22 protein-coding genes are annotated in these 24,230 nt (G+C 60.7%); 7 read left to right on the plus strand and 15 right to left on the minus strand.

The genetic code is table 11. The annotated features are described in order from the left end of the window. Positions 1-112: 112 nt before the first annotated feature. Positions 113-1,273, plus strand: a complete 1,161-nt coding sequence (locus HBO41_RS14320) for an AAA family ATPase (protein ID WP_099549535.1) — start codon at positions 113-115, stop codon at positions 1,271-1,273. A 99-nt stretch (positions 1,274-1,372) separates the two neighbouring features. Here HBO41_RS14320 and HBO41_RS14325 read toward each other — a convergent pair whose 3' ends face one another. The 11 genes from HBO41_RS14325 to HBO41_RS14375 form a co-directional block, all read right to left on the minus strand. After that, on the minus strand, positions 1,373-2,224 hold the full coding sequence (locus HBO41_RS14325; RefSeq protein WP_099549536.1) for a transporter substrate-binding domain-containing protein: 852 nt from the start codon (positions 2,222-2,224) through the stop codon (positions 1,373-1,375). Next, positions 2,221-2,997: an amino acid ABC transporter ATP-binding protein gene (locus HBO41_RS14330; protein ID WP_169986687.1), complete on the minus strand. Its 777-nt coding sequence runs from the start codon at positions 2,995-2,997 to the stop codon at positions 2,221-2,223. Before HBO41_RS14330 ends, HBO41_RS14325 begins: the two co-directional genes overlap by 4 nt. Further along, entirely contained in the window at positions 2,994-3,653 is a 660-nt protein-coding gene (locus tag HBO41_RS14335; protein ID WP_138452523.1) for an amino acid ABC transporter permease, read from the minus strand. Before HBO41_RS14335 ends, HBO41_RS14330 begins: the two co-directional genes overlap by 4 nt. Then, positions 3,634-4,299 carry an amino acid ABC transporter permease gene (locus tag HBO41_RS14340; RefSeq protein ID WP_017135749.1) on the minus strand — a complete coding sequence of 222 codons (666 nt, stop codon included), beginning with the start codon at positions 4,297-4,299 and terminating at the stop codon, positions 3,634-3,636. The genes HBO41_RS14335 and HBO41_RS14340 overlap by 20 nt, the downstream gene beginning before the upstream one ends. Before the next feature lie 518 nt (positions 4,300-4,817). Next, the gene (locus HBO41_RS14345; protein ID WP_017135750.1) at positions 4,818-5,600 is read right to left on the minus strand and encodes a MetQ/NlpA family ABC transporter substrate-binding protein; all 783 of its coding nucleotides are present in this window, start codon (positions 5,598-5,600) and stop codon (positions 4,818-4,820) included. Positions 5,601-5,725: 125 nt separating this feature from the next. Continuing rightward, positions 5,726-6,664 carry a sigma 54-interacting transcriptional regulator gene (locus HBO41_RS14350; protein ID WP_017135751.1) on the minus strand — a complete coding sequence of 313 codons (939 nt, stop codon included), beginning with the start codon at positions 6,662-6,664 and terminating at the stop codon, positions 5,726-5,728. A gap of 48 nt (positions 6,665-6,712) precedes the next feature. Continuing rightward, on the minus strand, positions 6,713-7,294 hold the full coding sequence (locus HBO41_RS14355; RefSeq protein WP_058422586.1) for an alpha/beta hydrolase: 582 nt from the start codon (positions 7,292-7,294) through the stop codon (positions 6,713-6,715). A gap of 309 nt (positions 7,295-7,603) precedes the next feature. Then, positions 7,604-8,005: a biopolymer transporter ExbD gene (locus HBO41_RS14360; RefSeq protein WP_169986689.1), complete on the minus strand. Its 402-nt coding sequence runs from the start codon at positions 8,003-8,005 to the stop codon at positions 7,604-7,606. A gap of 1 nt (position 8,006) precedes the next feature. Then, positions 8,007-8,729 (minus strand): MotA/TolQ/ExbB proton channel family protein, encoded by a 723-nt coding sequence (locus tag HBO41_RS14365; RefSeq protein WP_169986758.1) that lies wholly within the window; start codon positions 8,727-8,729, stop codon positions 8,007-8,009. Between the two features lie 51 nt (positions 8,730-8,780). Continuing rightward, entirely contained in the window at positions 8,781-9,593 is an 813-nt protein-coding gene (locus HBO41_RS14370; RefSeq protein ID WP_169986691.1) for an energy transducer TonB, read from the minus strand. Between the two features lie 284 nt (positions 9,594-9,877). After that, positions 9,878-10,729 (minus strand): LysR family transcriptional regulator, encoded by an 852-nt coding sequence (locus HBO41_RS14375; protein ID WP_169986693.1) that lies wholly within the window; start codon positions 10,727-10,729, stop codon positions 9,878-9,880. 109 nt (positions 10,730-10,838) lie between these two features. Here HBO41_RS14375 and HBO41_RS14380 point away from each other — a divergent pair, with 109 nt between their 5' ends. Next, positions 10,839-12,038: a CynX/NimT family MFS transporter gene (locus tag HBO41_RS14380; RefSeq protein WP_169986695.1), complete on the plus strand. Its 1,200-nt coding sequence runs from the start codon at positions 10,839-10,841 to the stop codon at positions 12,036-12,038. On the opposite strand, the gene HBO41_RS14385 is transcribed toward HBO41_RS14380, so the two are convergent. Then, the gene (locus tag HBO41_RS14385) at positions 12,009-14,324 is read right to left on the minus strand and encodes a TonB-dependent receptor (RefSeq protein WP_169986697.1); all 2,316 of its coding nucleotides are present in this window, start codon (positions 14,322-14,324) and stop codon (positions 12,009-12,011) included. The genes HBO41_RS14380 and HBO41_RS14385 overlap by 30 nt on opposite strands. Positions 14,325-14,479: 155 nt before the next feature. Here HBO41_RS14385 and HBO41_RS14390 point away from each other — a divergent pair, with 155 nt between their 5' ends. Continuing rightward, a complete protein-coding gene (locus HBO41_RS14390) occupies positions 14,480-15,424 on the plus strand; it encodes a LysR family transcriptional regulator (RefSeq protein ID WP_169986699.1) in 945 nt (314 codons plus the stop codon). A 190-nt stretch (positions 15,425-15,614) separates the two neighbouring features. Then, the gene (locus tag HBO41_RS14395; protein ID WP_169986701.1) at positions 15,615-17,222 is read left to right on the plus strand and encodes an alkaline phosphatase family protein; all 1,608 of its coding nucleotides are present in this window, start codon (positions 15,615-15,617) and stop codon (positions 17,220-17,222) included. Positions 17,223-17,361: 139 nt separating this feature from the next. Here HBO41_RS14395 and HBO41_RS14400 read toward each other — a convergent pair whose 3' ends face one another. Beyond that, positions 17,362-18,267: a TauD/TfdA family dioxygenase gene (locus HBO41_RS14400; RefSeq protein WP_017136707.1), complete on the minus strand. Its 906-nt coding sequence runs from the start codon at positions 18,265-18,267 to the stop codon at positions 17,362-17,364. Between the two features lie 181 nt (positions 18,268-18,448). Here HBO41_RS14400 and HBO41_RS14405 point away from each other — a divergent pair, with 181 nt between their 5' ends. Then, entirely contained in the window at positions 18,449-19,369 is a 921-nt protein-coding gene (locus tag HBO41_RS14405; RefSeq protein WP_017136706.1) for a LysR family transcriptional regulator, read from the plus strand. Between the two features lie 98 nt (positions 19,370-19,467). On the opposite strand, the gene HBO41_RS14410 is transcribed toward HBO41_RS14405, so the two are convergent. Next, the gene (locus HBO41_RS14410; protein ID WP_169986703.1) at positions 19,468-20,469 is read right to left on the minus strand and encodes an ABC transporter substrate-binding protein; all 1,002 of its coding nucleotides are present in this window, start codon (positions 20,467-20,469) and stop codon (positions 19,468-19,470) included. Positions 20,470-20,748: 279 nt separating this feature from the next. Here HBO41_RS14410 and HBO41_RS14415 point away from each other — a divergent pair, with 279 nt between their 5' ends. Both HBO41_RS14415 and HBO41_RS14420 read left to right on the plus strand, forming a co-directional pair. Continuing rightward, on the plus strand, positions 20,749-22,335 hold the full coding sequence (locus tag HBO41_RS14415; protein ID WP_138451199.1) for an ABC transporter permease: 1,587 nt from the start codon (positions 20,749-20,751) through the stop codon (positions 22,333-22,335). Continuing rightward, positions 22,332-23,147 (plus strand): ABC transporter ATP-binding protein, encoded by an 816-nt coding sequence (locus tag HBO41_RS14420; RefSeq protein ID WP_017136703.1) that lies wholly within the window; start codon positions 22,332-22,334, stop codon positions 23,145-23,147. The genes HBO41_RS14415 and HBO41_RS14420 overlap by 4 nt, the downstream gene beginning before the upstream one ends. On the opposite strand, the gene HBO41_RS14425 is transcribed toward HBO41_RS14420, so the two are convergent. Continuing rightward, positions 23,134-24,204, minus strand: coding sequence for a fatty acid desaturase (locus HBO41_RS14425; RefSeq protein WP_026013676.1), 1,071 nt, complete (start codon positions 24,202-24,204; stop codon positions 23,134-23,136). The two genes, HBO41_RS14420 and HBO41_RS14425, sit on opposite strands and share 14 nt — an antisense overlap. Positions 24,205-24,230: the final 26 nt, after the last annotated feature.

Consider the following 24,230-nt stretch of genomic DNA (forward strand, 5'->3'; position numbering starts at 1 on the left):
CTTTTGCGTGACGCGATGTGACAGTGAGTATGCGACTGTGAGCTTAGATCAGGGTTCCTTATCTGCATTGAGCATCCCATACTCCAAGGGTTCCCACGCCGGCTAAATACACATGCTCAAAACCCTCGCGGTGGCCAACTACCGCTCGATCAATAAACTGGTGGTGCCGCTGGCCCGGCTGAACCTGGTCACCGGCCCCAATGGCAGCGGCAAGTCCAACCTGTACCGCGCTTTACGCTTGCTGGCCGAAACCGCCCAAGGCGGGGTGATCAATGCATTGGCGCGTGAAGGCGGGCTGGATTCGACCTTCTGGGCCGGGCCCGAGAACGTCAGCCGACGCATGCGCAATGGCGAGGTGGCGGTTGAGCCGACCGTGCGCCAGGGCGTCAAACGCCTGCGCCTGGGGTTTGCCGCTGAGGACTTCAGCTACGCAATCTCCCTTGGGTTGCCGGAAAAGACCCTGTCCGCGTTCCAACTGGACCCGGAGGTAAAGAAAGAATGCATCTGGGCCGGTCACATCTACCGCCCGGCCAGCCTGCTGGTGCAGCGGTCCGGGCCGATGGTGCGCGCACGCGATGGCCGCGCCTGGGACGTATTGGCCCAGCACACACCCAACTACCACAGCCTGTTTGATCAGGTCGGCAGCCTGCGCGGCTCGCCGGAAGTGTTGCTGCTGCGCGAAAGCATTCGTGGCTGGCGCTTTTATGATCATTTTCGCAGTGATGTGGATGCCCCCGTGCGCCAGCCGCAACTGGGCACGCGCACACCGGTACTGCATCACGATGGGCGCGACTTGGCTGCGGCATTGCAGACCATCCGCGAAATCGGCGACCCCGAGGCGTTGCAGCGCGCAGTCAGTGATGCCTTCCCCGGCGCACGGCTGAATATCGAGCCGTTGCAAGGTGGGCGTTTTGCAATTGAGTTTTATCAGGAAGGTTTGCTGCGGCCATTGTCGGCAGCGGAGTTGTCAGACGGCACCTTGCGCTACCTGCTGCTGATCGCGGCACTGCTGACGCCACGGCCGCCGACCATGATGGTACTGAACGAACCGGAAACCAGCCTGCACCCCGATTTATTGCCGGCGTTGGCGCGTTTGATTATCCAGGCCTCGAAGCAGTGCCAGGTGTGGGTGGTGTCGCATGCCAGCCGCTTGATCGCGGCGTTGCAGCAAGATGAAGAATGCAATTCGATCGTGCTGGAGAAGGTGCTGGGGCAGACCCAGATTGTCGGCCAGGGAATTCTGGATGCACCGGCCTGGCATTGGCCGGAATAAGAGATGACTGGGCCGGCCTCATCGCGGGCAAGCCCGCTCCCACATTTGAAGATATTCACACATCAAAATGTGGGAGCTGGCTTGCCTGCGATAGCTATATCAGCCCTGCCACTTCCCGCCTTCAACAATCACACTCTCAGGCTTGGTGTCATCGCTCAGTTCTTTACGCACATACTGGTCATACAGCTTGAGCAAAAACTTCTCCTCACCCAACTTCGCCAGCTCCGCGTTCACCCAGTCGCGCAGTTCGATATTGCCCTTCTTCACCGCCGGTGCAATCGGCGCTTCATCGCCGAGTTTCTCTTCCAGCACGCGGTAGCCAGGGTTCTGCTTGGCCCAGCTGAACAGCACCAGGTTGTCTTGCGCGTAGGCATCGCCACGCCCGGCCGACAGGGCTTGCAGTGACTCGGAGTTTTTCTCGAACTTGAGCAGTTTCCAGTCCGGGTGGTTCTTGGTCAGCCAGATATCGGCGGTGGTGCCGGTGGTGACGATGATGGTGCGGGTCGCCAGGTCATCCAGGCTTTTCACCGCGCTGTCATTCGGCACCAGCGCCTGCACAGCGACCTTCAAGTTGGGGTTGGTAAAGTCCACCGCTTCCTTGCGCTCCGGCGTCACGGTCATGTTGGCGAGGATCAGGTCGACCTTGTCGCTTTGCAGGAACGGAATACGGCTGGCCGGCTCGACGGCTACGAACTCAACCTTGTTTTCATCGCCCAACAGGTCCTTGGCGAATTGGCGGCCAATGTCGGTATCAAACCCCACATAGCGGCCCGCTTCGTTGACGAAACCAAACGGTGGTTTGTCGGTAAACACGCCGACGATCAGCTTGTCCCGCGCTTTGATCCTGTCGATGTAGCTGGCAGCAGCGACGGGTTTGGCAGGCTCTTCGGCCTTTTTATCGCAGCCGGCCAGTAAGGCGACGGCAAACAGTGGCAGCAGTAGTTTTTTCATATCAGCTCCAATTCCTTGGTCTTTTTGGGCAGTGTTGAAACAAAGGAGAACTTCTCCAGGAACTGCTGCGCGCGTGCGGTTTGCGGGTTCGTAAAGAATGCCTCGGGGGTGTTGTGCTCGAGGATGCGACCGGCCTCCATGAACACCACGCGGTCGGCGACGGCGCGGGCGAAGGCCATTTCATGGGTGACAATCAACAGGGTCATGCCATCGCGGGCCAGGCCTTGAATCACTTCCAGCACTTCCTTGACCATCTCCGGGTCGAGGGCGGCGGTGACTTCATCAAACAGCATGACCTGCGGGTTCATGCACAGCGAACGGACGATGGCGATGCGTTGCTGCTGGCCGCCGGAGAGCTGTCGCGGGAAGGCGTCGCGCTTGTCGGCGAGTCCCACACGCTCCAGCAGGTTCTCTGCTTGCTCACGGGCTTCACGCGGGTCGCGCTTTTGCACCTTCAGCGGGCCGAGCAGGATATTGTCGAGCACGCTCATGTGCGGGAACAGGTGGTAGCTCTGGAACACCATGCCTACGTCCTGACGCACCTGGCGCCAGTCGGTGTGTTTGTCCAATAGCTCCTTGCCGGCAAAACGCAGGCTGCCACTGTGGGCGACCTCCAAGCCGTTAAGGCAACGCAGCAACGTGCTTTTGCCGCAGCCACTGGGGCCGAGGATCACCACCACTTCGCCACTCTGCACGCTCAGGTCGATGCCCTTGAGCACCTGCGCCTCGCCGAAGAATTTGTTGAAACCCTGGAACTTGATCAATGCGCTCATGCCTGGCCCCAGCGCCGTTCCAGCACCTTGGAGGCGGCCGACAACGGGTAGCAGATAAACAAGAAAAACAGGAACAGCACGCCGTAGATCAATACCGACTCGTAGGTGCGCTCGATGATTTGCTGGCCGACCTTGATCACATCCACCACGCCGATCAGCACCGCCAGCGAGCTGGTCTTGATGATGCGCGTATAGACGTTGATGGTCGGCGGCGTCATGCGTTTGAGGGCTTGGGGCAGCAGTACGTAGCCGTACAGTTGCGGGTCGGATAAACCAATCGACAACCCCGCCTCGCGCTGGCCGCGTGGCAGCGAATGCAGCGCGCCACGCACCACTTCGCCCACCTCGCTGGCGCCCCATAGCGACAGCACCAGCACCGCGCACCAGAAGCTTGGAATGCTCAGGCCAAAGAAAATCGGCAGCCCGAAAAACAGCAGGTACAACCACACCAGCACCGGGATCGCGCGAAACAGCTCGAGATAAACCCGCAGCACCGCGTTAATCACCTTGTTATTCAAGGTGCGCAATACGCCATACAACACGCCGCCGACAGTGCTGAAGGCGATGCTCAAAAATGAAATCGACAGGGTTTGCGCCGCGCCCTTGCCCAATTGCGGCAACGACACCCACAACAACTCAAGACCCGAACTGGCCATGCTGGAGCCTCCTTTCCAGGCGGCTGAGCAGCAGCGACAGCGGCAAGAACAGCAACACGCAAATCAGCGTCAGCACGGCGAGCATTTCGTAGGTCTTGTAGTAGAGCGCGATGTAGCTCTTGGTGGTGTAGAGAATCTCCGGCACCGCCACGGCGGACACCACGGTGGTCTCTTTGAGCAAAAAGATGAAATTGGCAAACAGCGCCGGCAGGCTGAGGATACTGGCCTGGGGCAGGATCACATGACGCAGCAATTGCCAGTCCGACAGGCCGATGGACTTGCCCGACTCGATCTGCGCCAGCGGCACCGCTTCCACGCCGGCGCGCAGCACTTCGGTGAGGTAGGCGCCGCCGAGGAAGGTCATGGTGATGATCGCCGCCCAGAACCCGGAGATATTGAAGCCCAGGGCCGGCAGTGCGAAGTACACGAAAAACAGTTGGATCAGCAGCGGTGTATTACGCGCCAGCTCCACATACAGCGCCACCAGGCGCGACAGGTAGGGCGTGCGAAACACCAGCAGTGCGGCGTTGATCAGCGCCACCAGCAGGGAGGTGGCAATGGCGATCAAACCCACTTGCAGCGTGACCCCCACGGCTTTGAGAAACGCCGGCAAGGTGCTGAGGATAAAAGCAAAATCGAAGGTCATCTTGAGTCCATGACGCCGCAGGGGTAATGCGGCGGGCGCTGTCCGTTCCGGCATGGGTAACGCCGGGTAGCGCGAACTTTAAAGGCATAAAAAGTAAAATTTAAATACCCAAATAGCATATTGATATCACCCAAAAAGATAACCCGCGGATTCGCGGGTTTGGCGGGCTGCGGCTATGGTTGATGGGTCTGTGTTTCGAGGGAATGAATAATGAACGAAGCGAAACCGATTGATCCGCAGGAACTGGTGAAGTGGCTGGTGGCGTTGCGTCGGGCGATCAATAGCCGCGATATCTGAAACGCTGATCGTTCCCACGCTCTGCGTGGGAATGCAGCACAGGACGCTCTGCGTCCGCTCGTGACGCGGAGCGTCACAGGAGGCATTCCCACGCGGAGCGTGGGAACGATCAATCGCAGGCAAGCCAGCTCCCACAGGGTTTGATTTTGTTTCAGGCATAAAAAAACGCCGACGCTGCAGTAGCCGTCGGCGTTCAAACCTTGAAGGGGGTTTGGTTTACATCAGAACGCAGGCACTACCGCGCCGTTGTACTTCTTCTCGATGAAGGCTTTGACTTGCGGGCTGGTCAGGGCCTTGGCCAGTTTCTGGATGGCGTCGCTGTCCTTGTTGTCCGGGCGCGCCACCAGGAAGTTCACGTACGGCGACTTGGCGTCTTCGATGATCAGCGCGTCTTTGGCTGGGTTCAGGCCAGCTTCCAGGGCGTAGTTGGTGTTGATCACATCCAGGTCAACCTGGTCCAGCACGCGTGGCAGCAGCGCCGATTCCAGCTCTTTGAATTTCAGGTTTTTCGGGTTGCTGGCGATGTCTTTCGGCGTAGCCAGTGCATTGGTCGGGTCTTTTAGCGTAATCAGACCGTTCTTTTGCAGCAGCAACAGGGCGCGGCCAGCGTTGGAGCCTTCGTTAGGGATGGCCACGGTGGCGCCATCTTTGAGTTCAGAAATGTTCTTGATCTTTTTCGAGTAACCGCCGATGGGCTCAACGTGCACACCAATCACGGTGACCAGGTTGGTGCCCTTGCCCTTGTTGAAGTTTTCCAGGTACGGCAGGGTCTGGAAGTAGTTGGCATCCAGACGCTTCTCGGCAACCTGGGTATTGGGTTGCACATAGTCAGTGAAGACTTTGATTTCCAGGTCCACGCCTTCTTTAGCCAGGGTCGGCTTGACCAGCTCAAGGATCTCCGCGTGCGGGATCGGGGTAGCCGCTACCACCAGTTTCTCGTTGGCCTGGGCGAAGCTTGCAGTCAGGGCAGCCGCCAGTGCGGTAAACAACAGAACCTTTTTCATGCAGTGTCCTTATCGAAATTCCGGGGCGTCTCTGACGACCGTTTTTTATGGTGTGCCAGCGAAGTGCTATCGCGGCGTGGGATGGACAATACCTAGATTTTTTATTCCCGAACAATATCTTTTATTCACGTTGATATTCCATTTTGTTCATGTAGCGGCTGTTCATTTAGAAAGCTGAGCAAGCTTTGCTGTTCGGCGGCGCTGGCACTCGCGAAGATGCGCTGCAGTTGTTCCAACGGCGAACCGGCGGCGGGCAGGTTCAAATGCTCGGGTAAAATCTCATCGCCACTGCTTACCAAGAGCGCAAAGTGAATAACGTTTTCCAGCTCACGGGTATTGCCCGGCCAGCTGTGATGCTCCAGCACACGCTGGGCGGCGTCACTGATCAGTGGCACCGGCAGGTCGAGGCGCTGGCTGTAGATGCCGAGGAAATATTCAGCCAGGGACAAAATGTCGCCCACCCGCTCACGCAGAGCCGGCAGGTCCAACTGGCCTTCGCTCAGGTAATGGAACAGGCGTTCATGAAACTTTCCGGCGGCCACGGCCTGGGCCAGGTCGATACTGGTGGCTGCGACCAGCCGCACATCCACCGGGCTTGGCTGATGAGCGCCGACACGGGTGACTTCGTGGTTTTCCAGGGCAGCGAGCAGTTTCACCTGGATCGGCAGCGGCAAGTCGCCGATCTCGTCCAGGTACAAGGTGCCGCCATTGGCCGAACCAAACCACCCGGCGCGGCTGCTGGCCGCGCCGCTGTGGCTGCCAGCGGCATAGCCGAACAATTCAGCATCGGCATAAGTCGGGCTGATGGCGCCGCAATTGACCGACACAAACAAACCCGTGCGGTCGCTGCCCCGGTGAATATGTCGCGCGAGCAGCTCTTTACCGCTGCCGGTCTCACCGCGAATCAACACCGGCAATGCACGCGGTGCGAGGCTTTCCAGCTCTTCACGCAGCTGGCGGGAACGCGGGTCGACAAACACCAGCGCCTTGGCGCGGATGCTCAGCGGGCTTTTTTCAGCATCGGGAAAGGTCAGCAACGGCTGGCCAAAGGTGTCATGACTCATGGCAGGCTCCCGCCCCAAATCCGCTCAGGGACGGGGCGTTGAAAAAATTTATGCACGGCGCCGGGCGTGATGCTCAAGGCGGTTTTGCAGGCGATAGAGGTAGGCGAAACCCTGTTCCCAGCGTTGGTGGCCGGACTTCACATTGATATGCCCGGCACCGGACAAAATGCCGGCCTCGGCGCCCCAGTTGCGTGCCAGCTCCAAAGCGCGAGTGGCGCTGACGGCGCTATCGTTGTCGGAGCTGACCACTTGGCTGGGAAACGGCAACAGGTGCGTGGGAATCGGTGCAAAGTTACGCAGGGCGGGGGCACAGGCGGGGCGTTCGACATCCGCCGGCGCCACCAGCAAGGCGCCGCGCACCTGGCGTAGAAAATGCACCGGCGCGGTGGCCGCCCAGTGGGCGACCGTGATGCAACCCAGGCTATGGGCAATGAGAATCACCGGCGTGCTGTCGGCGGCGATGGCCTCCGCCAGTGCCGCCACCCAGTCTTCGCGACGCGGGGTAAGCCAATCGGCCTGCTCCACACGCGCACTGTTGGGCAGGCTGTTCTGCCAATGACTTTGCCAATGATCTTCTGGCGATCCTTGCCAGCCCGGCACGATCAGATAACGAATCGACTCGCTGTGCATGGGTGTGCCCTCCTGCAGCGTTTAACGTTGCTGGTCAGTATAGGGACGAGGGTTATATTCGTTAAGGAATAAGAAGCTATTTATTAATAACCAAAATATCAATCACACGGATAATCAAAATGTGGGAGCTGGCTTGCCTGCGATAGCGGTGGGTCAGTCGATACATCTGTAACTGAGAGACCGCTATCGCAGGCAAGCCAGCTCCCACATGGACCGGGTTGCACAGTGGAAATCAGGTAAATACCAGGCAAAAAAAAAGGCCGCACCCTGCCAAGGAGACGGCCAAAAAATTGTCGAGGCTTTTGAAACTTAACGTGCGGTAATCACCGACAGCTTGGTGATACCCGCGCGCTCGATAGACGCCATGGCTCGCGCCACTTCGCCGTAATTCACACCATCATCGGCCTGCAGTTGCACCCGCACTTGCGGGTCCTTGGCCTTGGCCGCCTGCAGGTTGAACTCGAGCAGGTCGGGCTGGATTTCGTCCTTGTTGATAAACAATTTGCCGGCGCCGTCGATGCTGACCACCAGCGGGTCTTTCTGCTCCACCGGGGCTACAGCCTGGGTCTTGGGCAGGTTGATCGGGATCGAGTTGGTCAACAACGGCGCGGTGACGATAAACACCACCAGCAGCACCAGCATCACGTCCACCAGCGGTGTGACGTTGATCTCGCTCAGCACCTCATCACTGTCTTGCGTGGAGAAGGCCATTTCAGGACGCCTCCTTCACTTTTTGCGCGGTGCCTGCCGCGCTTTTGGTCAGCGTAGGGTGCAGCAGCACGCGGAAGGAATTCTTCTGCGCCAGGCTGTAGAAGTCGTGAGCGAAGTCATCCAGGTCCGCCGCCGTGAGCTTCAGGCGACGCAGGAAGTAGTTGTAGACCAGCACCGCCGGCACCGCGACCGCGATACCCACACCGGTAGCGACCAATGCCGCACCAATCGGGCCGGCCACGGTTTCCAGGCTGGCCGAGCCGGCAGCGCTGATGCCTTTGAGGGCTTCCATGATGCCCCAGACGGTGCCGAACAGGCCGATAAACGGCGAGGTGCTGCCAATACTGGCGACCACGGCCAGGCCGGTTTCCAAAGAGCGGCGCTCACGCACGATCTGCTGGCGCAGGGCACGTTCAAGGCGGTCCTGGTGATTGATGGCCTGGCTCAAGTCTGCCGCGTGCTGGGCATCACCGACCTGGATCGCGGCATAACCGGCCTGGGCTACACGGGCTGCGGCGCCGGGCTGGGTCTCGGTCAGCTCAGCGGCGGAATCGAGACTCGACGCCGCCCAGAACTGTTTGTGAAACTTGCGATCCTGCGCCTTGAGGCGCCCGAACTGCACGCCCTTCAATAACGCCAGGCCCCAGGTGGCGACCGAAAAGACCACCAGCAGCCAGATTACCGCGCTTTCGATGGATTCAAGTGGAGATGCTAATGCCATGATGTTTTCCCTCTGTGCAGGTGGCGGCGTGTCCAACACACCGCTGCCGAATCGTTAGTGAATCTTGAAATCGATCGGAACGCTGACCCAGCCGTCCTGGGCCACATCGCCCTGCTTGGCCGGCACGAAGCTCCAACGCTTCACGGCGGTCAATACGGCGTCGTCGAGTTGCTGGCGACCGCTGCTTTTCTGGACCTGGACCTCACCCGGCTTGCCGCTGGCCAACACATGCACGCGCAACAGCACGGTGCCTTCCCAACCACGGCGCTGGGCCAGTGACGGGTACTCCGGCGCCGGGTTCTTCAAGTACGCGGCGTTGGCCGAAGCAGGTGTCACCGGCGCAGGTGAAGGTGCCGGTGGCGCTGCTGGCGCTGGAGGCGCAGGCTTCGGTGGCACAGGCGGTTGCTCGACCGCTTTTGGCACAGGTTTGGGTTCAGGTTTTGGCACCGGCTTCGGCTTGGGTTTTGGAACAGGTTTGGGCGGCGCTGGTTTGGCGGCCAACTCATCGACTACCGGCGGTGGTGGCTCGACCACAGGCGGTGGCGGCGGTACAGGCGCAGGCGGCTCCACCACCGGCGGCGCGGGTTGGGAAAATTCGATCGTCATCGGCGGGATTTCCGGCGGCACAATCGGCAAAACCGGCGTGGGCTTCTGGCTCACCCAATAAATCACCGCACCGTGCAAGGCCAACACCAGCAACCCCAGCAGAATCCCTTCACGACGGCTCGAAAAACGCTTCGGGGTTTTCTGCAAACGCAATTGCCCCAACGGCGCGCGGTGCGGCCGGCCAAGGTCGACCAACTCACCACCCGGTGCCTGGCGCCACTGCGCCTCGGGGACACTGGCGGCGGTCTGGACATTGCCCATTGATTCACTCCCCTGCGGTCTTAAGCAAAAAAACCGACGGGCCTGCCTTGGCGGCCGTCGAGGGTTGAATCATCGGGGGCAGACGCTTATCTCTTAAAGTAATCTTTAAAGTTATACATAGATCTAAATTGAATAAACGAAACACCCTGAAACGCCAAAGCCACGTTGGCCGTGGCCTGTGGCGAAGGGGTTGTTTTTGAATGCTTTAAAGGCATAAAAAATATTCAGTAAACGCATGGATTGTGGCGAGCGGGCTCGCCACAAAAAAACATTCGTCGAACGCTTCAAGATGGATTGTTGGCGCATAAATCGAGCAATTGCCGCTGCAACGTTTGCCCCGCTGCCCCCAGGCCACTGCGGCCATACAGCGCCAGGCGCACGCCCTGCACCATCGGCAAACCACTGTCATCGCCGAGCACAACATGCCCAGGCTGCACCACCCGTCGCGGCAACAGGCTGATGCCCAACCCCGCCGCCACCGCCGAACACACGCTGGCCAAACTGGCGCTGGAATAGCCGATACGCCAACGCCAGCCGCCAACTTCCAGGTGGTGAAGCATTTCATTGCGGTACAAGCCGCCCACCGGAAACGCCACCAAGGGCAGCGGGTCGCGCCCAATCGACGGCATGCTGCGGCTGTCTACCCAACACAGCGGTTCCGGCCACGAGGCCACGCAGTCATCGCTGTCGCCCATCTGCTTGACCAGCAACACGTCGAACTCACCGGCGCGGTATTGCCGCTGCAGTTCCGGACCGAGACCGCTGGTGACTTCCAGCCGCACTCGCGGATAGGCCACCACGAAGGCCGACAGCAACGGCATCAGGCGCTCGGCGGCAAAGTCCTCCGGCACGCCAAGGCGCAACACGCCGTCGCTTTGCTGGTTGATCAACACATCGGCGGCCTCCTCATGCAGCGCGAGGATGCGCCGCGCGTAGGCCAGCAAACGCTCGCCCTCGGCGGTGGGCACCACGTGGCGTTGATCGCGGTCGAGCAACTGGCATGCCACGGCGTCTTCCAGGCGACGAATCTGCTGGCTCACGGTGGATTGGGTCAGGTGCAAGCGCTCGGCAGCGCGAGTGAAATTGCCGCAATCCACCACGGCGATAAAACTGCGCAGCAACACGGGATCGAACATGTTTTTCACCATTGCGTTTGCCACTGGTTGGCATGGTTATATTTAATTTCAGAATACTCTGGCGGCTCGCCATACTTCACGCCTCTTTTGCGCAGACGATAGGCCGTGCATGACGCTCAACCATTCATTCGCAGGAAAATTGGCCGGCTGGGGCCTTTTGGTTGTACTGGGCCTGAACCTGCGCCCCATTCTCAGCTCCATCAGCCCCTTGCTCGGCGAGATTCGTCAGGCCACCGGGCTGAGCTTCCAAAGCAGCGCCCTGCTCACCAGCCTGCCGGTGGTGTGCATGGGCCTGGTGGCGCTGGTCGGCGTGCGCGTGGAAGCGCGTCTGGGCGAGCGGCGCGGCATTGCCCTTGGCTTGATGATGATTCTGCTGGCGTGCCTGGCGCGCTGGTTGATGGGCCAGGCGTCGGCGCTGCTGGTTACCGCGTTGCTGGGCGGTGCCGGTGTGGCGCTGATCCAGGCATTGGTGCCGGCAATGATCAAGCGCGAATTTCATCACCGCGTGCCGGTGGCGATGGGTGTGTACTCAGCCTCGTTGATGGCTGGCGGCGGGCTGGCAGCGTTGCTCAGCCCGCTGGTGGCCACGCATTTTCAGCAATGGCAGGCAGGGCTCGGCGTGTGGCTGTTACCCGCGCTGGGGGCGTTACTGTTGTGGGCCTGGCTGCCGTTGGGCGCGGCGAGAAACCTGCAAATCGCGCCTGCATTCAAGGGGCTGCGCAATCGTCGAGCCTGGCTGTTGGCGTTGTATTTCGGGCTGGTGAATTGCGGCTACATGAGCATGGTGGCGTGGCTGCCGGCCTACTACCAGCAACTGGGTTGGGGCGTGTTGCCGAGCGGTTCGTTGCTGGCGTTCATGACTATCTTCCAGGTGACCGCTGCGCTGTTGATGCCGGTGCTGGCCCAGCGCGGTATCGACCGTCGCCCACTGCTCGGCATCAGCCTGTTGGCACAGACAGTCGGCTACCTCGGCCTGATCCTCGCACCGCTGGAGTACCCGCACCTGTGGGTCGCCTTGTGCGGGTTTGGCCTGGGCGCGTGTTTCGCCCTGAGCCTGCTGCTGACCCTGGACCACCACCGCGACCCGCGCCAAGCCGGGCAACTGGCGGCTTTCGTGCAAGGCGTAGGTTTTTTGATCAACGCGGTTTCGCCCTGGCTGACCGGCTGGCTGCGTGAACTCACCGGCAACTTCGTCAGCGCCTGGGTGGTGCTGACGGTCACGGTGCTGGCGATGCTGGTGGTGACGCGGGTGTTCAGCCCGGCCACCTACCGCATTGGCTCAGAAGTCGTAGCGCCCAGTCACGCCTAGGGTGCGCGGCGTGCCCAGCAAGCCTTCGTAGCCGCCATTGCCGCCCGTCCACAGGGTGGTGTAGTAGGTTTTGTCGAAGGCGTTTTTCAGCCACAACGACACATCCCACTGCCCTTGCTGGTAGTTGCCGCGCAGGCCGGTAGAGAGGTTGACCACCGCGTAGGCCGGAATCTGCCCATAGTCGGAATCCTCCACCGTGCCCACCGCTTTGGAGCGGAATGCGTAGCTGGCGGTCACGTAAGGTTCGAAGCCGTTATCCAGGTTCCACTTGTACTCGCCGTTGGCGTTGGCGATCCACTTGGACGCGCCCACCACTTGGTGGCCGCTCAGGTCGCAGGAGGCCGGCGCACCCGGACGCAAGCTGACCTCCGGTGGGCACGGCGCATCTTTGTAAGACAGGTAACTCACATCGTTGAACGAGCCATTAATGTTCAACGTCAGGCCTTGGATCGGCACCAGCGTGCTTTCCACTTCCACGCCGCGTGAGCGCACCGAACCTGCGTTGGTCAGGTATTGCACGCGGTTTTCCTGGTCGTAGGCGTTGGTCTGGTAGCCGTTGACCTGGGTCCAGAACAGGTTGGCATTAAGTTGCAGGCGGCGGTCCCACAGCGTGCTTTTAAAACCCAGCTCGGCGTTATTGGCGCGCTCGGTGCCGACCAGCAGCGAATCTGCCCCAGCCGTCGGCGCAGAGCCCACCACCAAATTCACCCCGCCGGACTTCTCGCCATGGGACAACGTGGCATAGCCCAACAAATTATCGTTGAAGTGATAACTCAGGTTGAGCAGCCCCGACGGCGTAGCGCTGTACTGGTTGAGATCGCCGGAGTCATACGCGCCGGTGCGCCCGCGCCGCGCCGTGGCAGCGGCGCCGGTGACCGCAGCGCCACCCACGGGTGCATTGCGGCTGACCCAGGCGCTTTTTTCTTCGTAGGTGCCGCGCACACCGGCGGTGAAATCCAGGCGTTCCGTGAGGTGCCAGGTGCCTTGGGCGAACAGGGCAAAGCTGTCGGTGCGAATATGCCCGTTGCCGACAGTGCTCACATCATTCAGCGCGCCGGTCGGCGTGCCATTCCAGATATCCGCCTTGGGCCCGTAATAGGCGAAGGATTTGTTATCCAGCGAGTTGCCGAAGTAATAGGCGCCCAGCACATAGTCGAAGAAACCGCCGGTGGGCGAGGCCAGGCGGAATTCCTGGGACCACTGCTTATCCTCTACCGACACGCCAGCGTTATACGACGCCGGAACGTTGAGGCCGTCGTCATTGCGCGGGGTGAAATTCCACCAGCGATAGGAGCTGACCGAGGTCAGGGTGAAGTCACTCGGCAACGTCCAGTTGGCTTCCAATGAAGTGCCGCCCTGGAACACGGTGACATGCTGGTCGTTGTCCAGGTTGACCTTGCGATGGGTGCCATCCACCAGGGTCGCGCCCGCCGCTGCGGCCCGAGATTGATAGAGGTTGGTGCCATTGATGGTCGGCCCCGTGCTGTACAGCACGCGGGTGCCGGCGCTGGAATCTTCTTCGTTGTAATCGCCGATCCAGCGCAGGTTGAAGGTGTCGCTGGGCTTGTACAGCAACTGCCCGCGAAAGCCCTGGCGTGAGCCGCCGTTAAGATCATGGCCGTCGTATTCGTTCTTGATGTCGCCATCGCTGCGTGTGCGATAGGCCGAAAAACGCCCCGCCAACTCGTCGGTGAGCGGGCCGGAAATCGTGCCCTTGGTCTGGAAATAACCGTCCTCGCCCAACGAGGTTTCGATGCTGCGCTCCGGGGTGAAACTCGGCGCGCGCGTGCTGATATTGATCACGCCCGCCGTGGTGTTCTTGCCGAACAAGGTGCCTTGCGGGCCGCGCAAGACTTCGAGCTGCTCGATGTCCATCAAGTCGAACACCGCCATGCCCGGCCGCCCAAGATAAACGTTGTCGATATACAGCCCCACGCTGCCTTCCAGACCGTCGCTGGCCGGGTTGTTGCCCAACCCGCGAATCGACACGCTGGACTGACGCGCATGCATATAAGCGACGTTGACGCTGGGCACCAGTTGCTGCAAATCCTGAATGCGGTAGACCCGCTGGCTCTCCAGCGCCTGGCCGCCGATGACGCTCATGGGCGTCGGCACTTCCTGCGCGCTTTCGGTACGCCGCCGTGCGGTCACAGTGACGGTCTCAAGCTGGCCGCTGGCGTTTTCGCCCTTGCCGGCAGGCACAGGTGTTTCGGCGGCCTGGGTCGGCGACCAACTGGTGCTGCCGGCCACCAACATGGCCAGGGGCAAGGACTTCAACAGACTCATAAGCGGCTCCGAAACCTGGAAATATTGTTCATCCAATATTCCAATAGGTTATTTATTTATGTTTTTACGAACATTTACTGCATAAGAGATAGCCTTTATAAGGAGTCGACCTAATGCATAGCCAATGCATTTCCCGGATATTTTTGATGTGAAAAATGCATATCGACTTGCGCCAACTTCGCCACTTCATTGCCCTTGCCGAACAACGCAGTTTTGTCGCGGCGGCGTTGGCCGTGAACCTGTCGCAGTCGGCGTTCAGTCGCAGCATCCAGGCGCTGGAACACAGTGCCGGTTGCCAGTTGGTGGACCGTGGCCGCAAGGACCTGGCGCCGACCAAACAAGGCCAGGTGCTGCTCGAACATGCACGGCGCCTGGTCAGCGGCGCGCAACAACTGGCCAACGAGATCAGCCAGTTCAATGGCCTGGAAGCCGGTGAACTGCGCTTCGGCTGCGGCCCGGCACCCGCTGCCGGGTTGATCCCGCGTGCCATCGGCAGTTTTATCGGGCGCTACCCCAAGGCCCGCGTGCAGTTCCAGGTGGATGACTGGCAAAGTTTGAGCAAGCGCCTGCTCAGCGAAGAGTTCGAATTTTTCGTCGCCGACACCCGCCACTTCGAAGCCAACCCGGACTACCACACCCACCGCCTGCGTGCGCGGCGCTGGTACTTCTGCTGTCGCGCCGGGCACCCGCTGGCCAAGCGCGAAAGCGTCAGCGCCGGCGAGCTGATGAGCTACCCGCTGGCGGTGACGATTCGCCCGCCGAACCTGCGCAAGGTCATCGTCGACCTCAGCGGCCGGCCGGATTACCTGCCCAATGTGGAATGCGAAAACGGCTACAGCCTGATGGGCGTGGTGCTGCGCTCGGATGCGATCGGCATCGTCAGCGCCAACAGCGATGTGCTGCACATGGCGCGGGGTGAGTTGGTGTGTTTGAAGATTGATGGGCTGGCGGAGGACTTGGAGGAGCGCTATACGCGCTACGGGATTGTCAGTCGGGCGGGGTATCGGTTGTCGCCGTTGGCAGAGGCGATGATTGAGCAGATCAAGCAAATCGATGAGTTGGATGAGGATGTGTGCGCCTTGGAAAATCTCGCTGTTTGAGCGGGCGCTATCGCAGTCAAGCCAGCTCCCACAGGGGTACGCATTTCAAGTGTGGGAGCTGGCTTGCCTGCGATAGCGCCAGTAGCAACACCCATGCATTCCCTGCATAAAACCCAGTCCTCAAATGCACTTGCCAGCCCACCACCCGAACAGCGAAAACCTTCACCTGTCCTCAGTCCGGTGAAGCCTCATGTCCAACTCCCAACCCGTGCGCAACGTGCTCTACATCATGTGCGATCAACTGCGCCGCGATTACCTGTCGTGCTACGGCCACGCGCATTTGCACACGCCGAATATCGACCGCCTCGCCGCCGCCGGCGTGCGTTTCAGCCGCGCTTACACCCAGGGCACCATTTGCGGGCCGTCGCGGATGTCGGCGTACACCGGGCGCTATGTCAGCAGCCATCAGGTGGCGTGGAACGCGGTGCCGCTGCCCTTGGAAGAGCTGACCATCGGCGACTACCTGCGCCCCCATGGCATCCGCACCGCGCTGGTGGGCAAGACCCACGCCACGCCAAACCTGGAGGCCTTGCAGCGCCTGAATATCGACCCTGAAAGCCCGCAGGCCGAGCCCTTCAATGAGGTGGGTTTCGACGCTTATTTGCGCCATGACGGCATCTACCCCGACAGCCCGCTGTTCGCGGAAAAACGCGAGTCCGCGCCCTACACCCAGTACCTGCGCGAGCACGGCTACGACGGCACAAACCCGTGGCATGAATGGGCCAACGCTGCAGCCGGTGAAAACGGCGAAGTGCTCAGCGGCTGGCATATGCGCAACGCGGGGCTACCCGCACGCGTCGCCGAGGAGCATTCGGAAACCGTCTACACCACCGACCGCGCCATCGACTTTATCGCTGAACAAGGCGAGCAGCCGTGGTGTTTGCACCTGTCTTACATCAAGCCGCACTGGCCCTACATCGCTCCGGCGCCGTACCACGCGCTGTATGGCGCCGAGCATATCCAGGCGCCGATTCAGCCTGCGCAAACCAGTGATCATCCGGTCTACCAGGCTTTCCGTCAGCATCAGGAAAGCGTGAATTTTTCCCGTGATGAAGTGCGGCTCACAGTGGTTCCGACCTACATGGGCCTGATCAAACAAGTCGATGATCAACTCGGGCGTCTGTTCGATTTTCTGCAAAGCAACGGCCGCTGGGATGACACATTGATCGTGTTCACCAGTGACCATGGCGACTTCCTCGGCGACCACTTCCTCGGCGAAAAAGAGTTTCTGCTGGAGCCTGCGGTGGGTATTCCACTGATCGTGCGCGACCCGCGTGCCAGTGCCGATATCAGCCGTGGCGCGGTGGATGAGCGCCTGGTGGAAACCATCGACGCCCTGCCAACGTTCCTCGATGCCCTGGGCTTGCCGGCCGCAGACCATCGCCTTGAAGGCCGCTCGCTGATCCCGCTGCTGCACGGCGAACCCATCACCTGGCGCAACTACGCCATCGCTGAATACGACTATGCCTTCCAGGCCCCAGCCCGTGAGCGTTTGGCGCAGCCCATCGACCGCTGCCGCATGACCATGGTGCGCAGTGAACGTTGGAAGTACCTGGCCTATGACGGCTTTCGTCCACAGCTGTTTGACCTGGAAAATGACCCGCAGGAAGTGCAGGATTTGGGCGACGATCCAGCGTATGCGGCCGTGCGCGAGACGCACTTGGGGTATTTGTTCGAATGGCTGCGTGGGTTGAAGCGGCGTACGACCATCAGCCATGCGGAGGTTGATTCGCGTGGCCAGTGGTTCCGGTACGGTGAGCCTGAGGCGGAAAAGGTAGTGAAAATCGGCGTCTGGTAAACACACAAAAAACTAATGTGGGAGCTGGCTTGTCGAATCGTCGCACCGCTGCGATAGCATCGCCTCGGTGTGACTCATACACCGAGGTGCCTGCATCGCAGGCAAGCCAGCTCCCACATTGTTTAATCTCCAACCTGGCTTAGAGGCCTTTGGTGGTCTGGCTGCGCTGCCCTTGCACACTCACCGGCACATCGCCCTTGAGCGTCACTCGACGCACGATGCGTTCCTGGGTGCCGTAGTCGTCCACCGCGTAATGCTGAGTGGCGCGGTTGTCCCAGATCGCCACGTCGCCGGTGTTCCAGCGCCAGCGCACGGTGTTTTCCAGGCGGGTGACGTGGCCCTGCAGCAGGTTGAACAGCTGCGCCGATTCGGTCTGGGAATAGCCTTTGAGCCGTTTGACGAAGTGCCCCAGCAGCAAGGTTTTTTCACCGCTGACCGGATGTACACGCACCACTGGGTGCTCGGTTTCATACACGGTGGAAGTAAAGATTTTGCGGTACTCCTCAAGCTTTTCCAGCGACACATCCGGCTTGCGCCCGGCGTAGTCGTACTCGTTGCTGTGCACGGCCCACAGGTTGTCGGCGAGTGCGCGCAGGTCGGCGCTGAGGTCGTTGTAGGCGGCGGCCGTGTTGGCCCACACCGTGTCGCCACCGGATTTTGGCGCCAGTACCGACCGCAGGATCGATGCCTTCGGGTAGGCGTCGACGAAGGTCACGTCGGTGTGCCAGGAATTGGCGCGCTGGCCACGGGCACCGTCCAGCTCCAACAGGAAGCGCGTGCCGTCGCGCACCGGCACTGTCGGGTGTGCGATCGGCTCGCCGAGCAGGTGCGCGAAGGCTTCCTGGCTCTGGTCATCGAGGTGGGTTTGCTCGCGGAAAAAGATCACTTTGTACTGCACCAGTGCGTGCTGGATGGCCTCGACGGTGGCGGCATCCAGGTCACCGGAGAGTTTGATGCCACGGATCTCGGCGCCGATGCGGCCAGCCACCGGGTGGATGTCGAGCGCCTGGGCGACGGGTTGAACAGCTAATGCGGCGTTGCTCATTGTGATGACCCTCATGTGCCTGCTGATGGTGGGATGCTTTCCTGCAACGCTCTATTCATATGCAATTTAGATCTAGCAGATGAATAAATGCTTCGTTGACGGAATAAGAGCTTGCATTTAAAACCTCAGCTCCCACGGTCGCAAATGCCTTCGACCTATTTTTCAAATGCCGGGAAAGCATATGGATCTTCGCCAACTTCGGTACTTCATCGCCCTCAACGAACACCGCAGTTTCGTGCGCGCAGCCGACGCCATGGGCATCACCCAACCGGCGTTCAGCCGCAGCATCCAAGGGCTGGAGCAGGAGTTCGGCTGCGTGCTGGTCGACCGTGGCCACAAGGACTTGCGCCCCACGCCAGAGGGCCAGGTGGTGCTGCAACATGCCTTGACCCTGGTACACGGCGCTGCGCTGCTGAGCAGTGAAGTTACGCGCATGACCAAGCTCGACGCCGGCGACCTGCGCTTTGGTTGCGGCCCGGCGCCAGCAGTAAAACTGGTGCCGGACGCGGTGGCGCGTTTTATCGGCGCGCACCCGAAAATCCGCACCAGCTTCCAAGTGGATAACTGGGAAAAACTCAGCCGCGCCTTGAGCCGCGAAGAGATCGAATTCTTTATCGCCGATATCCGCCAGTTCGAGGCCGACCCGAACTTCCAGACCCGCGCATTGACGCCCAAACGCGGCGTGTTTTTCTGCCGCCCAGGCCACCCGTTGCTGGCCAAGGACAGCCTGTCGACCAACGACATGTTCGACTACCCGCTGGCCTCGCCGCTGATCTCCCAGGGCATTCGTAAACTGCTGGCAAACCTGAGCGGGCGCATGGATTTTTCACCCAGCATTCAGACTGAACACTTCCCGGCGCTGGTAAAAATCGTGCTGCAATCGAACGCCATCGGCGTGGGCACCGAGGAAGCTTTTGCCGAGGACATCGCACAGGGTTCGCTGGTGCTGCTGCACTGGCGCAACCTGCCGCAGAACATGGAGACCATGAGCGCGCGTTGTGGGATTGTCAGCCGCACGGGATCGAGGTTGTCGCCGGCGGCCAAGGCGATGATCGAGACATTGGTGGAGGTCGACAGGCAGGAGGTGAGTGTGGCGGTTTGACGGGCCTCATCGCAGGCAAGCCAGCTCCCACAGTTGGAATGCATTCCCCTGTGGGAGCTGGCTTGCCTGCGATAGCAATATCCCAGCCACCAAAAACCTCAGAGCCCCGCCGCCGCCAGGTTCGGCGCCACCCAGTCACTCACCTGAAACGACTTGCGAATCAAGCGCTCCTTGGACGCCAAGTCCACCGCGCCCTGCAACTTGCCGAGGAACACCGGGTCCAGCGTCGCCGGGAAAATCTCGCTGAGCTGCTGGTCTTTCAAGTCGTTGGTCAGGATCACCGGTGGGTAACTGGCTCGCCCCGACACCAACTCGATGTAGGCCTGCTTGTTGCTGTCGGTGGTCAACCACTGCACCGCTTGCTGCTGGGCCTTGAGCAGCTTGGCCACCGCATCAGGGTGTTCGTCGACAAACTGTTTGCTGCCCACCAGCACCGCCTGGACGCTGCCGGCGCCGCCGAGGTCCTTGGTGGTGAGCGGTATTTCCGCCAGCCCTTTGGCCTGCAACGCCGTCAGGTTCGAACCGCCCCAAGTCGCATCAATCTGTTTGGCGGCCAATGCCGCGCCCGCCGCGTTGAAATCCAGGTTGATGACTTTCAAGTCCTTTTCATTCAAGCCCTGGCTGGCCAATGCACTGTCGAACGACAACTGGCTGGCCGTGCCACGGAACACCGCCACACGTTTGCCCTTGAGGTCTTGCAGGGTCTTGATCCCCGAGCCAGGCACCACGCCCAGGTACTGCTTGATGTCACGTGCCGTGGCGCTGAGCAAACGCGTGTCCAGCCCATTGGAGCGACCGATGATCGCCGCCAGATCGCCCAGGTAGGCCAGGTCCACCTGGCCATTGGCGAAGGCTTCATTGATCACGGGACCTGCGCCCTTGAAGTAATTCCACTGAATCTTGATGCCTTGGTCGGCAAAGGCTTTTTCGAAGATCTGCTGCTCGCGCAACACATCCGTTATACCGCCGCCGCTGTGCTGGCTGCCGGCACTCAGGTCGGGCACGGCGATGCGGATTTCCTTGAGGTCGGCAGCGTGTACCAACCCGGCCAGCGCGGTGCCCGCGAACAGGCTGATCAGACGTTTGAAGGGCAGTTTCATAAGCGCAGCTCCTGGTGGGCGACGGTCGCCTGGGGAGCAGAAAGTAGGCACAGCCCGAGCAAAACTTTAAATACTATAAATTCACAATTTAATAGCTTTTTAGACTATGCGAGCAGAAACGCTGGCTCCAGCGGCGTATGCATAAACAGCATCAAAAATATTCTTCGAATGCATTGGATGCGTGCCGGGCAGAGGCTTTAAATGATTTTTCTTATCTCACAATCATCTTGATTCCATTTTTATAAGATCGAAATCACATAACGCCGAGGGAGGTCCGCTATGGCCCGCACTTCACAGTTGAGCCTGCCTCTTTCAGCCCCCGCGCCGCGCTGGCCCTTGCTCGGTGAGCGTCTGCTGCCCTGGCTGTTGCCGCTGGCACTGTTTGCGCTGTGGTGGTTGGCCAGCCGTAATCAGTGGATGAGCGAACAAATTTTGCCCGCGCCGTCGCTGGTGTGGAGCAGCGCCGTAGAGCTGGCCGGCGGCGAGCTATGGAGCAACCTGGCGATCAGCTTGCAGCGCTTGTTCTGGGGGCTGTTGGCCGGTATCGGCGCGGGAGCCGTATTGGGTGCGCTATTAGGTTTCAGCGCGCGCGCCGAACGCCTGGTGTTCCCCACCTTCAGCGCGCTGTCGCAAGTGCCGACCCTGGCCTGGATCCCATTGTTCATGGTGTTTTTCGGCATCGGCGAGACCTTGAAACTGGTGGTGCTGGTGAAGGCGATTGTGGTGCCCGTCACCCTGCACACGCTGGTTGGTGTGCGTGACGCGCAACCCAACCTGCGTGAAGCCGCCCGCGTGCTGCGCCTGCCCACGCACCTGCTGATTCGTCGGCTGATCCTGCCCGCTGCGTTGCCAGCCTTCATGGCCGGTGTGCGCCTGGCGCTGGCGGCGGGCTGGACCTCGTTGCTGGCCGTGGAATTGCTGGCCTCCAGCGAAGGCATCGGCTACCTGATGGTCTGGGCGCGCCAACTGTTCATGCTCGATATTGTCTTCGTGTGCATCGTGGTCATCGGTGTGCTGGGCGTGGTGATGGATCGCGGCATCGGCTGGCTGGACCGCAAATGGGCGCACTGGCCGCACCCGGCCACTGCGCAGATTCGCCGCGGCCCGCGTTATGAGGGGTGGCAACGCCTGCAACCGTGGTTGTTGCCGCTGCTCTTGCTGGCGTTGTGGCAGGTGGCGACGGATCTCGCTTGGGTGGACCCGAATATTCTGGTCAGCCCATGGGCCGTGCTGCAAACCACCGGCGCGGGTGTGCTGGATGGCAGCCTGTCCGGCGCCTTGGGCAAAAGCCTCGGCCGCACGCTGGGAGGCTTGTTGCTCGGCGCCAGCCTGGGGTTTGCCATGGGTTTGTGGCTGGGTTTGTCGCGACGCAGCGAGCGAGTGCTCGGGCCGACGCTGGCCGCGCTGCGCCAGATCGCGATTTTCGCCTGGGTGCCATTACTCACCGCCTGGTTCGGCCTGGGTGAATTGGCCAAGTCGGTGTTTATCGCCCTGGCGGCGTTTTTTCCGCTGTTTATCGCCACCCAACGCAGCGTGTTGAACCTGTCTCCACAGCTGCGCGAAGCCGCGCAAGTGCTACGCCTGAACCTGTTCCAGCGCCTGCGCCGTCTGGTGCTGCCGGGCGCGGCGGCGGGGATCTTCGCCGGCCTGCGCCTGAGCCTGATCTATGCCTGGCTGGGCACCATCGGCGCGGAATATTTCATGCCATCCAACGGCGGCATCGGCAGCCTGATGATCGGCGCCCAACAGCTGCTGCGAATGGATTTGATCATGAGCGGCATGCTGCTGGTGGGCCTCACCGGCGCCACGCTCAACCTTATCGGCCAACGCATCGAAACCCGCGCCACGCGCTGGAGACACGCATGAACGCACCTATCGTCAGCTTCAACCATGTGGGCAAGACCTTTGACGTCGACGGCTTTGAGCTGGAGGCGATTCGCGAATTCAACCTGGACATTGCCGAAGGCGAGTTCGTGGCGATTGTGGGTTCCAGTGGCTGCGGCAAATCTACGCTACTGCGCCTGCTGGTGGGGCTGGATACGCAGTTTCGTGGCGAGATCCGGGTGGACGGCCATGCCGTAAAGGGCATCGGCGGCGAACGCGGCATCGTGTTCCAGGAGCACCGGTTATTCCCCTGGCTGACCGTCGCGGAAAACATCGGCCTGGGCCTGGTCAACGAGCCGTTGAGCGAGGCCGAGCGCAACCGGCGCATCGGTGACTTTATCGAATTGGTGGGCCTTACCGACTTTACCCGCGCTTATCCGCATCAGCTGTCCGGCGGCATGGCGCAACGTGTGGCAATCGCCCGTGGCCTGGTGGCCAGCCCGCGCATTCTATTGCTCGACGAGCCGTTCGGCGCCCTCGATGCGTTGACCCGCCAGCAGATGCAGGACGAGCTGTTGGCAATTCGCGCCCGCGCCAAAATCACCACGGTGCTGGTGACCCACGATGTGGAAGAAGCGATTTTCCTCGCCGACCGCGTGGTGGTGATGGAGCCGCGGCCAGGGCGCATCAAACAGGTGGTGGACATCGCCCTGCCCCACCCACGCCAACGCAGCAGCTTCGAGTTCCACCAACTGCGCGAAGAGCTGCTGCATGAACTGATCAGCGACGGCCACTATCAGCCGCCGCTGCGCGAACAGATTCGCGACCTGCCGCTGGCGTTTATTGCTTGCTGAATGCCAGCTCAGCGTCCGGCCGTTCCTGGCGCTCAAGCCGATTGGCGCGGGTAAACGTGCCGATATCATTGAAGCGCACGCCCATCTCGCGCATCACCTTGTGGGCCACCTTGGCGGTCATCTGACGGATGTAGAACGGCTCCTTCACCACAAAATGGTGGATGCCGTGAGTGCTGCCGAAGTTGAAGCAAAACGCCTGCAACGGCCACATCCACCACGGGTTGAGCACCTGGGTTTGCTGGATCACGTTGCCCAGTTCCACATCGCCGTAATAGTGCATGTTGGAGCTGACAAAGTGCAGGCAAAAGGTGCGCAGCACGTTAGGACCGATGATCACCACGGCTGCGATATCAATCACCTGCATCATCTGCAAGGTACCGGCGGACCACTGGATTGGCGCGCCCATCAGGCTGGCGATGCCATTGGCGGCATGAAAGCCCAGGAACACATACCACGCGCCCCAATGCAGCAGCGCCAGCGGTGCGTACACCAGCAGCGAGCGTTTGAGGATCTTGAGTTTGTGACTCCAGGTCTTGGCCCGCAGCATGCGGATAAACGCCGACATCACGTTATCGCCCACCATCAGCAACCGCGCGAACCCCCACGGCTCGCCATTGGTAATGGCGCGCTCTTCCATATCGGTTTCGGTGCCGGACACCTTGTGGTGGTTAAGGTGCAAATGCCGGCGTATCCACGGGTTGATGGTGCTCGGCCGCGCCAGCCACACCAGGCCCATCATCAGGTTGTGTGGCACACGTTGCTTGCGAAAGTACATGCTGTGGATCAGGTCGTGTTCCAGCTCGTGGGTCAGCGAAGCGAGGAAAGCGTTGAGCAGCAAACATGCCCACCAGGCCATATGACCGGTGATATAGAGCGCCGCCGAACCGAGCATGCCGAGCAAGGCAAAGGCCAGGATGCCCGCGCCCAACGCGTCCTGATGCAGCAGCCAGGGGTGCTGTTGGCGCAACCGCACGCCCTCGGCGAGCACCACTTCGCGGATTTTTGCCGAGCGCTGTTGCGCATTCATCTGTTGGGGACTTGCAGAAGTACCGTCCATGCTCCCATCCTCTTGTTAAGTGATAC

The organism is Pseudomonas sp. WS 5146 (genome assembly GCF_012985495.1).
Lineage (GTDB): Bacteria > Pseudomonadota > Gammaproteobacteria > Pseudomonadales > Pseudomonadaceae > Aquipseudomonas > Aquipseudomonas edaphica.

Bases quoted from the DNA above. Each gene is read 5' to 3' on its own strand.
- HBO41_RS14320 (WP_099549535.1), top strand. From the start codon at position 113: ATGCTCAAAACCCTCGCGGTGGCCAACTACCGCTCGATCAATAAACTG.
- HBO41_RS14340 (WP_017135749.1), bottom strand. From the start codon at position 4,299: ATGACCTTCGATTTTGCTTTTATCCTCAGCACCTTGCCGGCGTTTCTC.
- HBO41_RS14385 (WP_169986697.1), bottom strand. From the start codon at position 14,324: ATGAGTCTGTTGAAGTCCTTGCCCCTGGCCATGTTGGTGGCCGGCAGC.
- HBO41_RS14330 (WP_169986687.1), bottom strand. From the start codon at position 2,997: ATGAGCGCATTGATCAAGTTCCAGGGTTTCAACAAATTCTTCGGCGAG.
- HBO41_RS14405 (WP_017136706.1), top strand. From the start codon at position 18,449: ATGGATCTTCGCCAACTTCGGTACTTCATCGCCCTCAACGAACACCGC.
- HBO41_RS14395 (WP_169986701.1), top strand. From the start codon at position 15,615: ATGTCCAACTCCCAACCCGTGCGCAACGTGCTCTACATCATGTGCGAT.
- HBO41_RS14350 (WP_017135751.1), bottom strand. From the start codon at position 6,664: ATGAGTCATGACACCTTTGGCCAGCCGTTGCTGACCTTTCCCGATGCT.
- HBO41_RS14425 (WP_026013676.1), bottom strand. From the start codon at position 24,204: ATGGACGGTACTTCTGCAAGTCCCCAACAGATGAATGCGCAACAGCGC.
- HBO41_RS14380 (WP_169986695.1), top strand. From the start codon at position 10,839: ATGACGCTCAACCATTCATTCGCAGGAAAATTGGCCGGCTGGGGCCTT.
- HBO41_RS14400 (WP_017136707.1), bottom strand. From the start codon at position 18,267: ATGAGCAACGCCGCATTAGCTGTTCAACCCGTCGCCCAGGCGCTCGAC.
- HBO41_RS14370 (WP_169986691.1), bottom strand. From the start codon at position 9,593: ATGGGCAATGTCCAGACCGCCGCCAGTGTCCCCGAGGCGCAGTGGCGC.
- HBO41_RS14360 (WP_169986689.1), bottom strand. From the start codon at position 8,005: ATGGCCTTCTCCACGCAAGACAGTGATGAGGTGCTGAGCGAGATCAAC.
- HBO41_RS14410 (WP_169986703.1), bottom strand. From the start codon at position 20,469: ATGAAACTGCCCTTCAAACGTCTGATCAGCCTGTTCGCGGGCACCGCG.
- HBO41_RS14420 (WP_017136703.1), top strand. From the start codon at position 22,332: ATGAACGCACCTATCGTCAGCTTCAACCATGTGGGCAAGACCTTTGAC.
- HBO41_RS14335 (WP_138452523.1), bottom strand. From the start codon at position 3,653: ATGGCCAGTTCGGGTCTTGAGTTGTTGTGGGTGTCGTTGCCGCAATTG.
- HBO41_RS14415 (WP_138451199.1), top strand. From the start codon at position 20,749: ATGGCCCGCACTTCACAGTTGAGCCTGCCTCTTTCAGCCCCCGCGCCG.
- HBO41_RS14375 (WP_169986693.1), bottom strand. From the start codon at position 10,729: ATGTTCGATCCCGTGTTGCTGCGCAGTTTTATCGCCGTGGTGGATTGC.
- HBO41_RS14345 (WP_017135750.1), bottom strand. From the start codon at position 5,600: ATGAAAAAGGTTCTGTTGTTTACCGCACTGGCGGCTGCCCTGACTGCA.
- HBO41_RS14325 (WP_099549536.1), bottom strand. From the start codon at position 2,224: ATGAAAAAACTACTGCTGCCACTGTTTGCCGTCGCCTTACTGGCCGGC.
- HBO41_RS14390 (WP_169986699.1), top strand. From the start codon at position 14,480: ATGCATATCGACTTGCGCCAACTTCGCCACTTCATTGCCCTTGCCGAA.
- HBO41_RS14355 (WP_058422586.1), bottom strand. From the start codon at position 7,294: ATGCACAGCGAGTCGATTCGTTATCTGATCGTGCCGGGCTGGCAAGGA.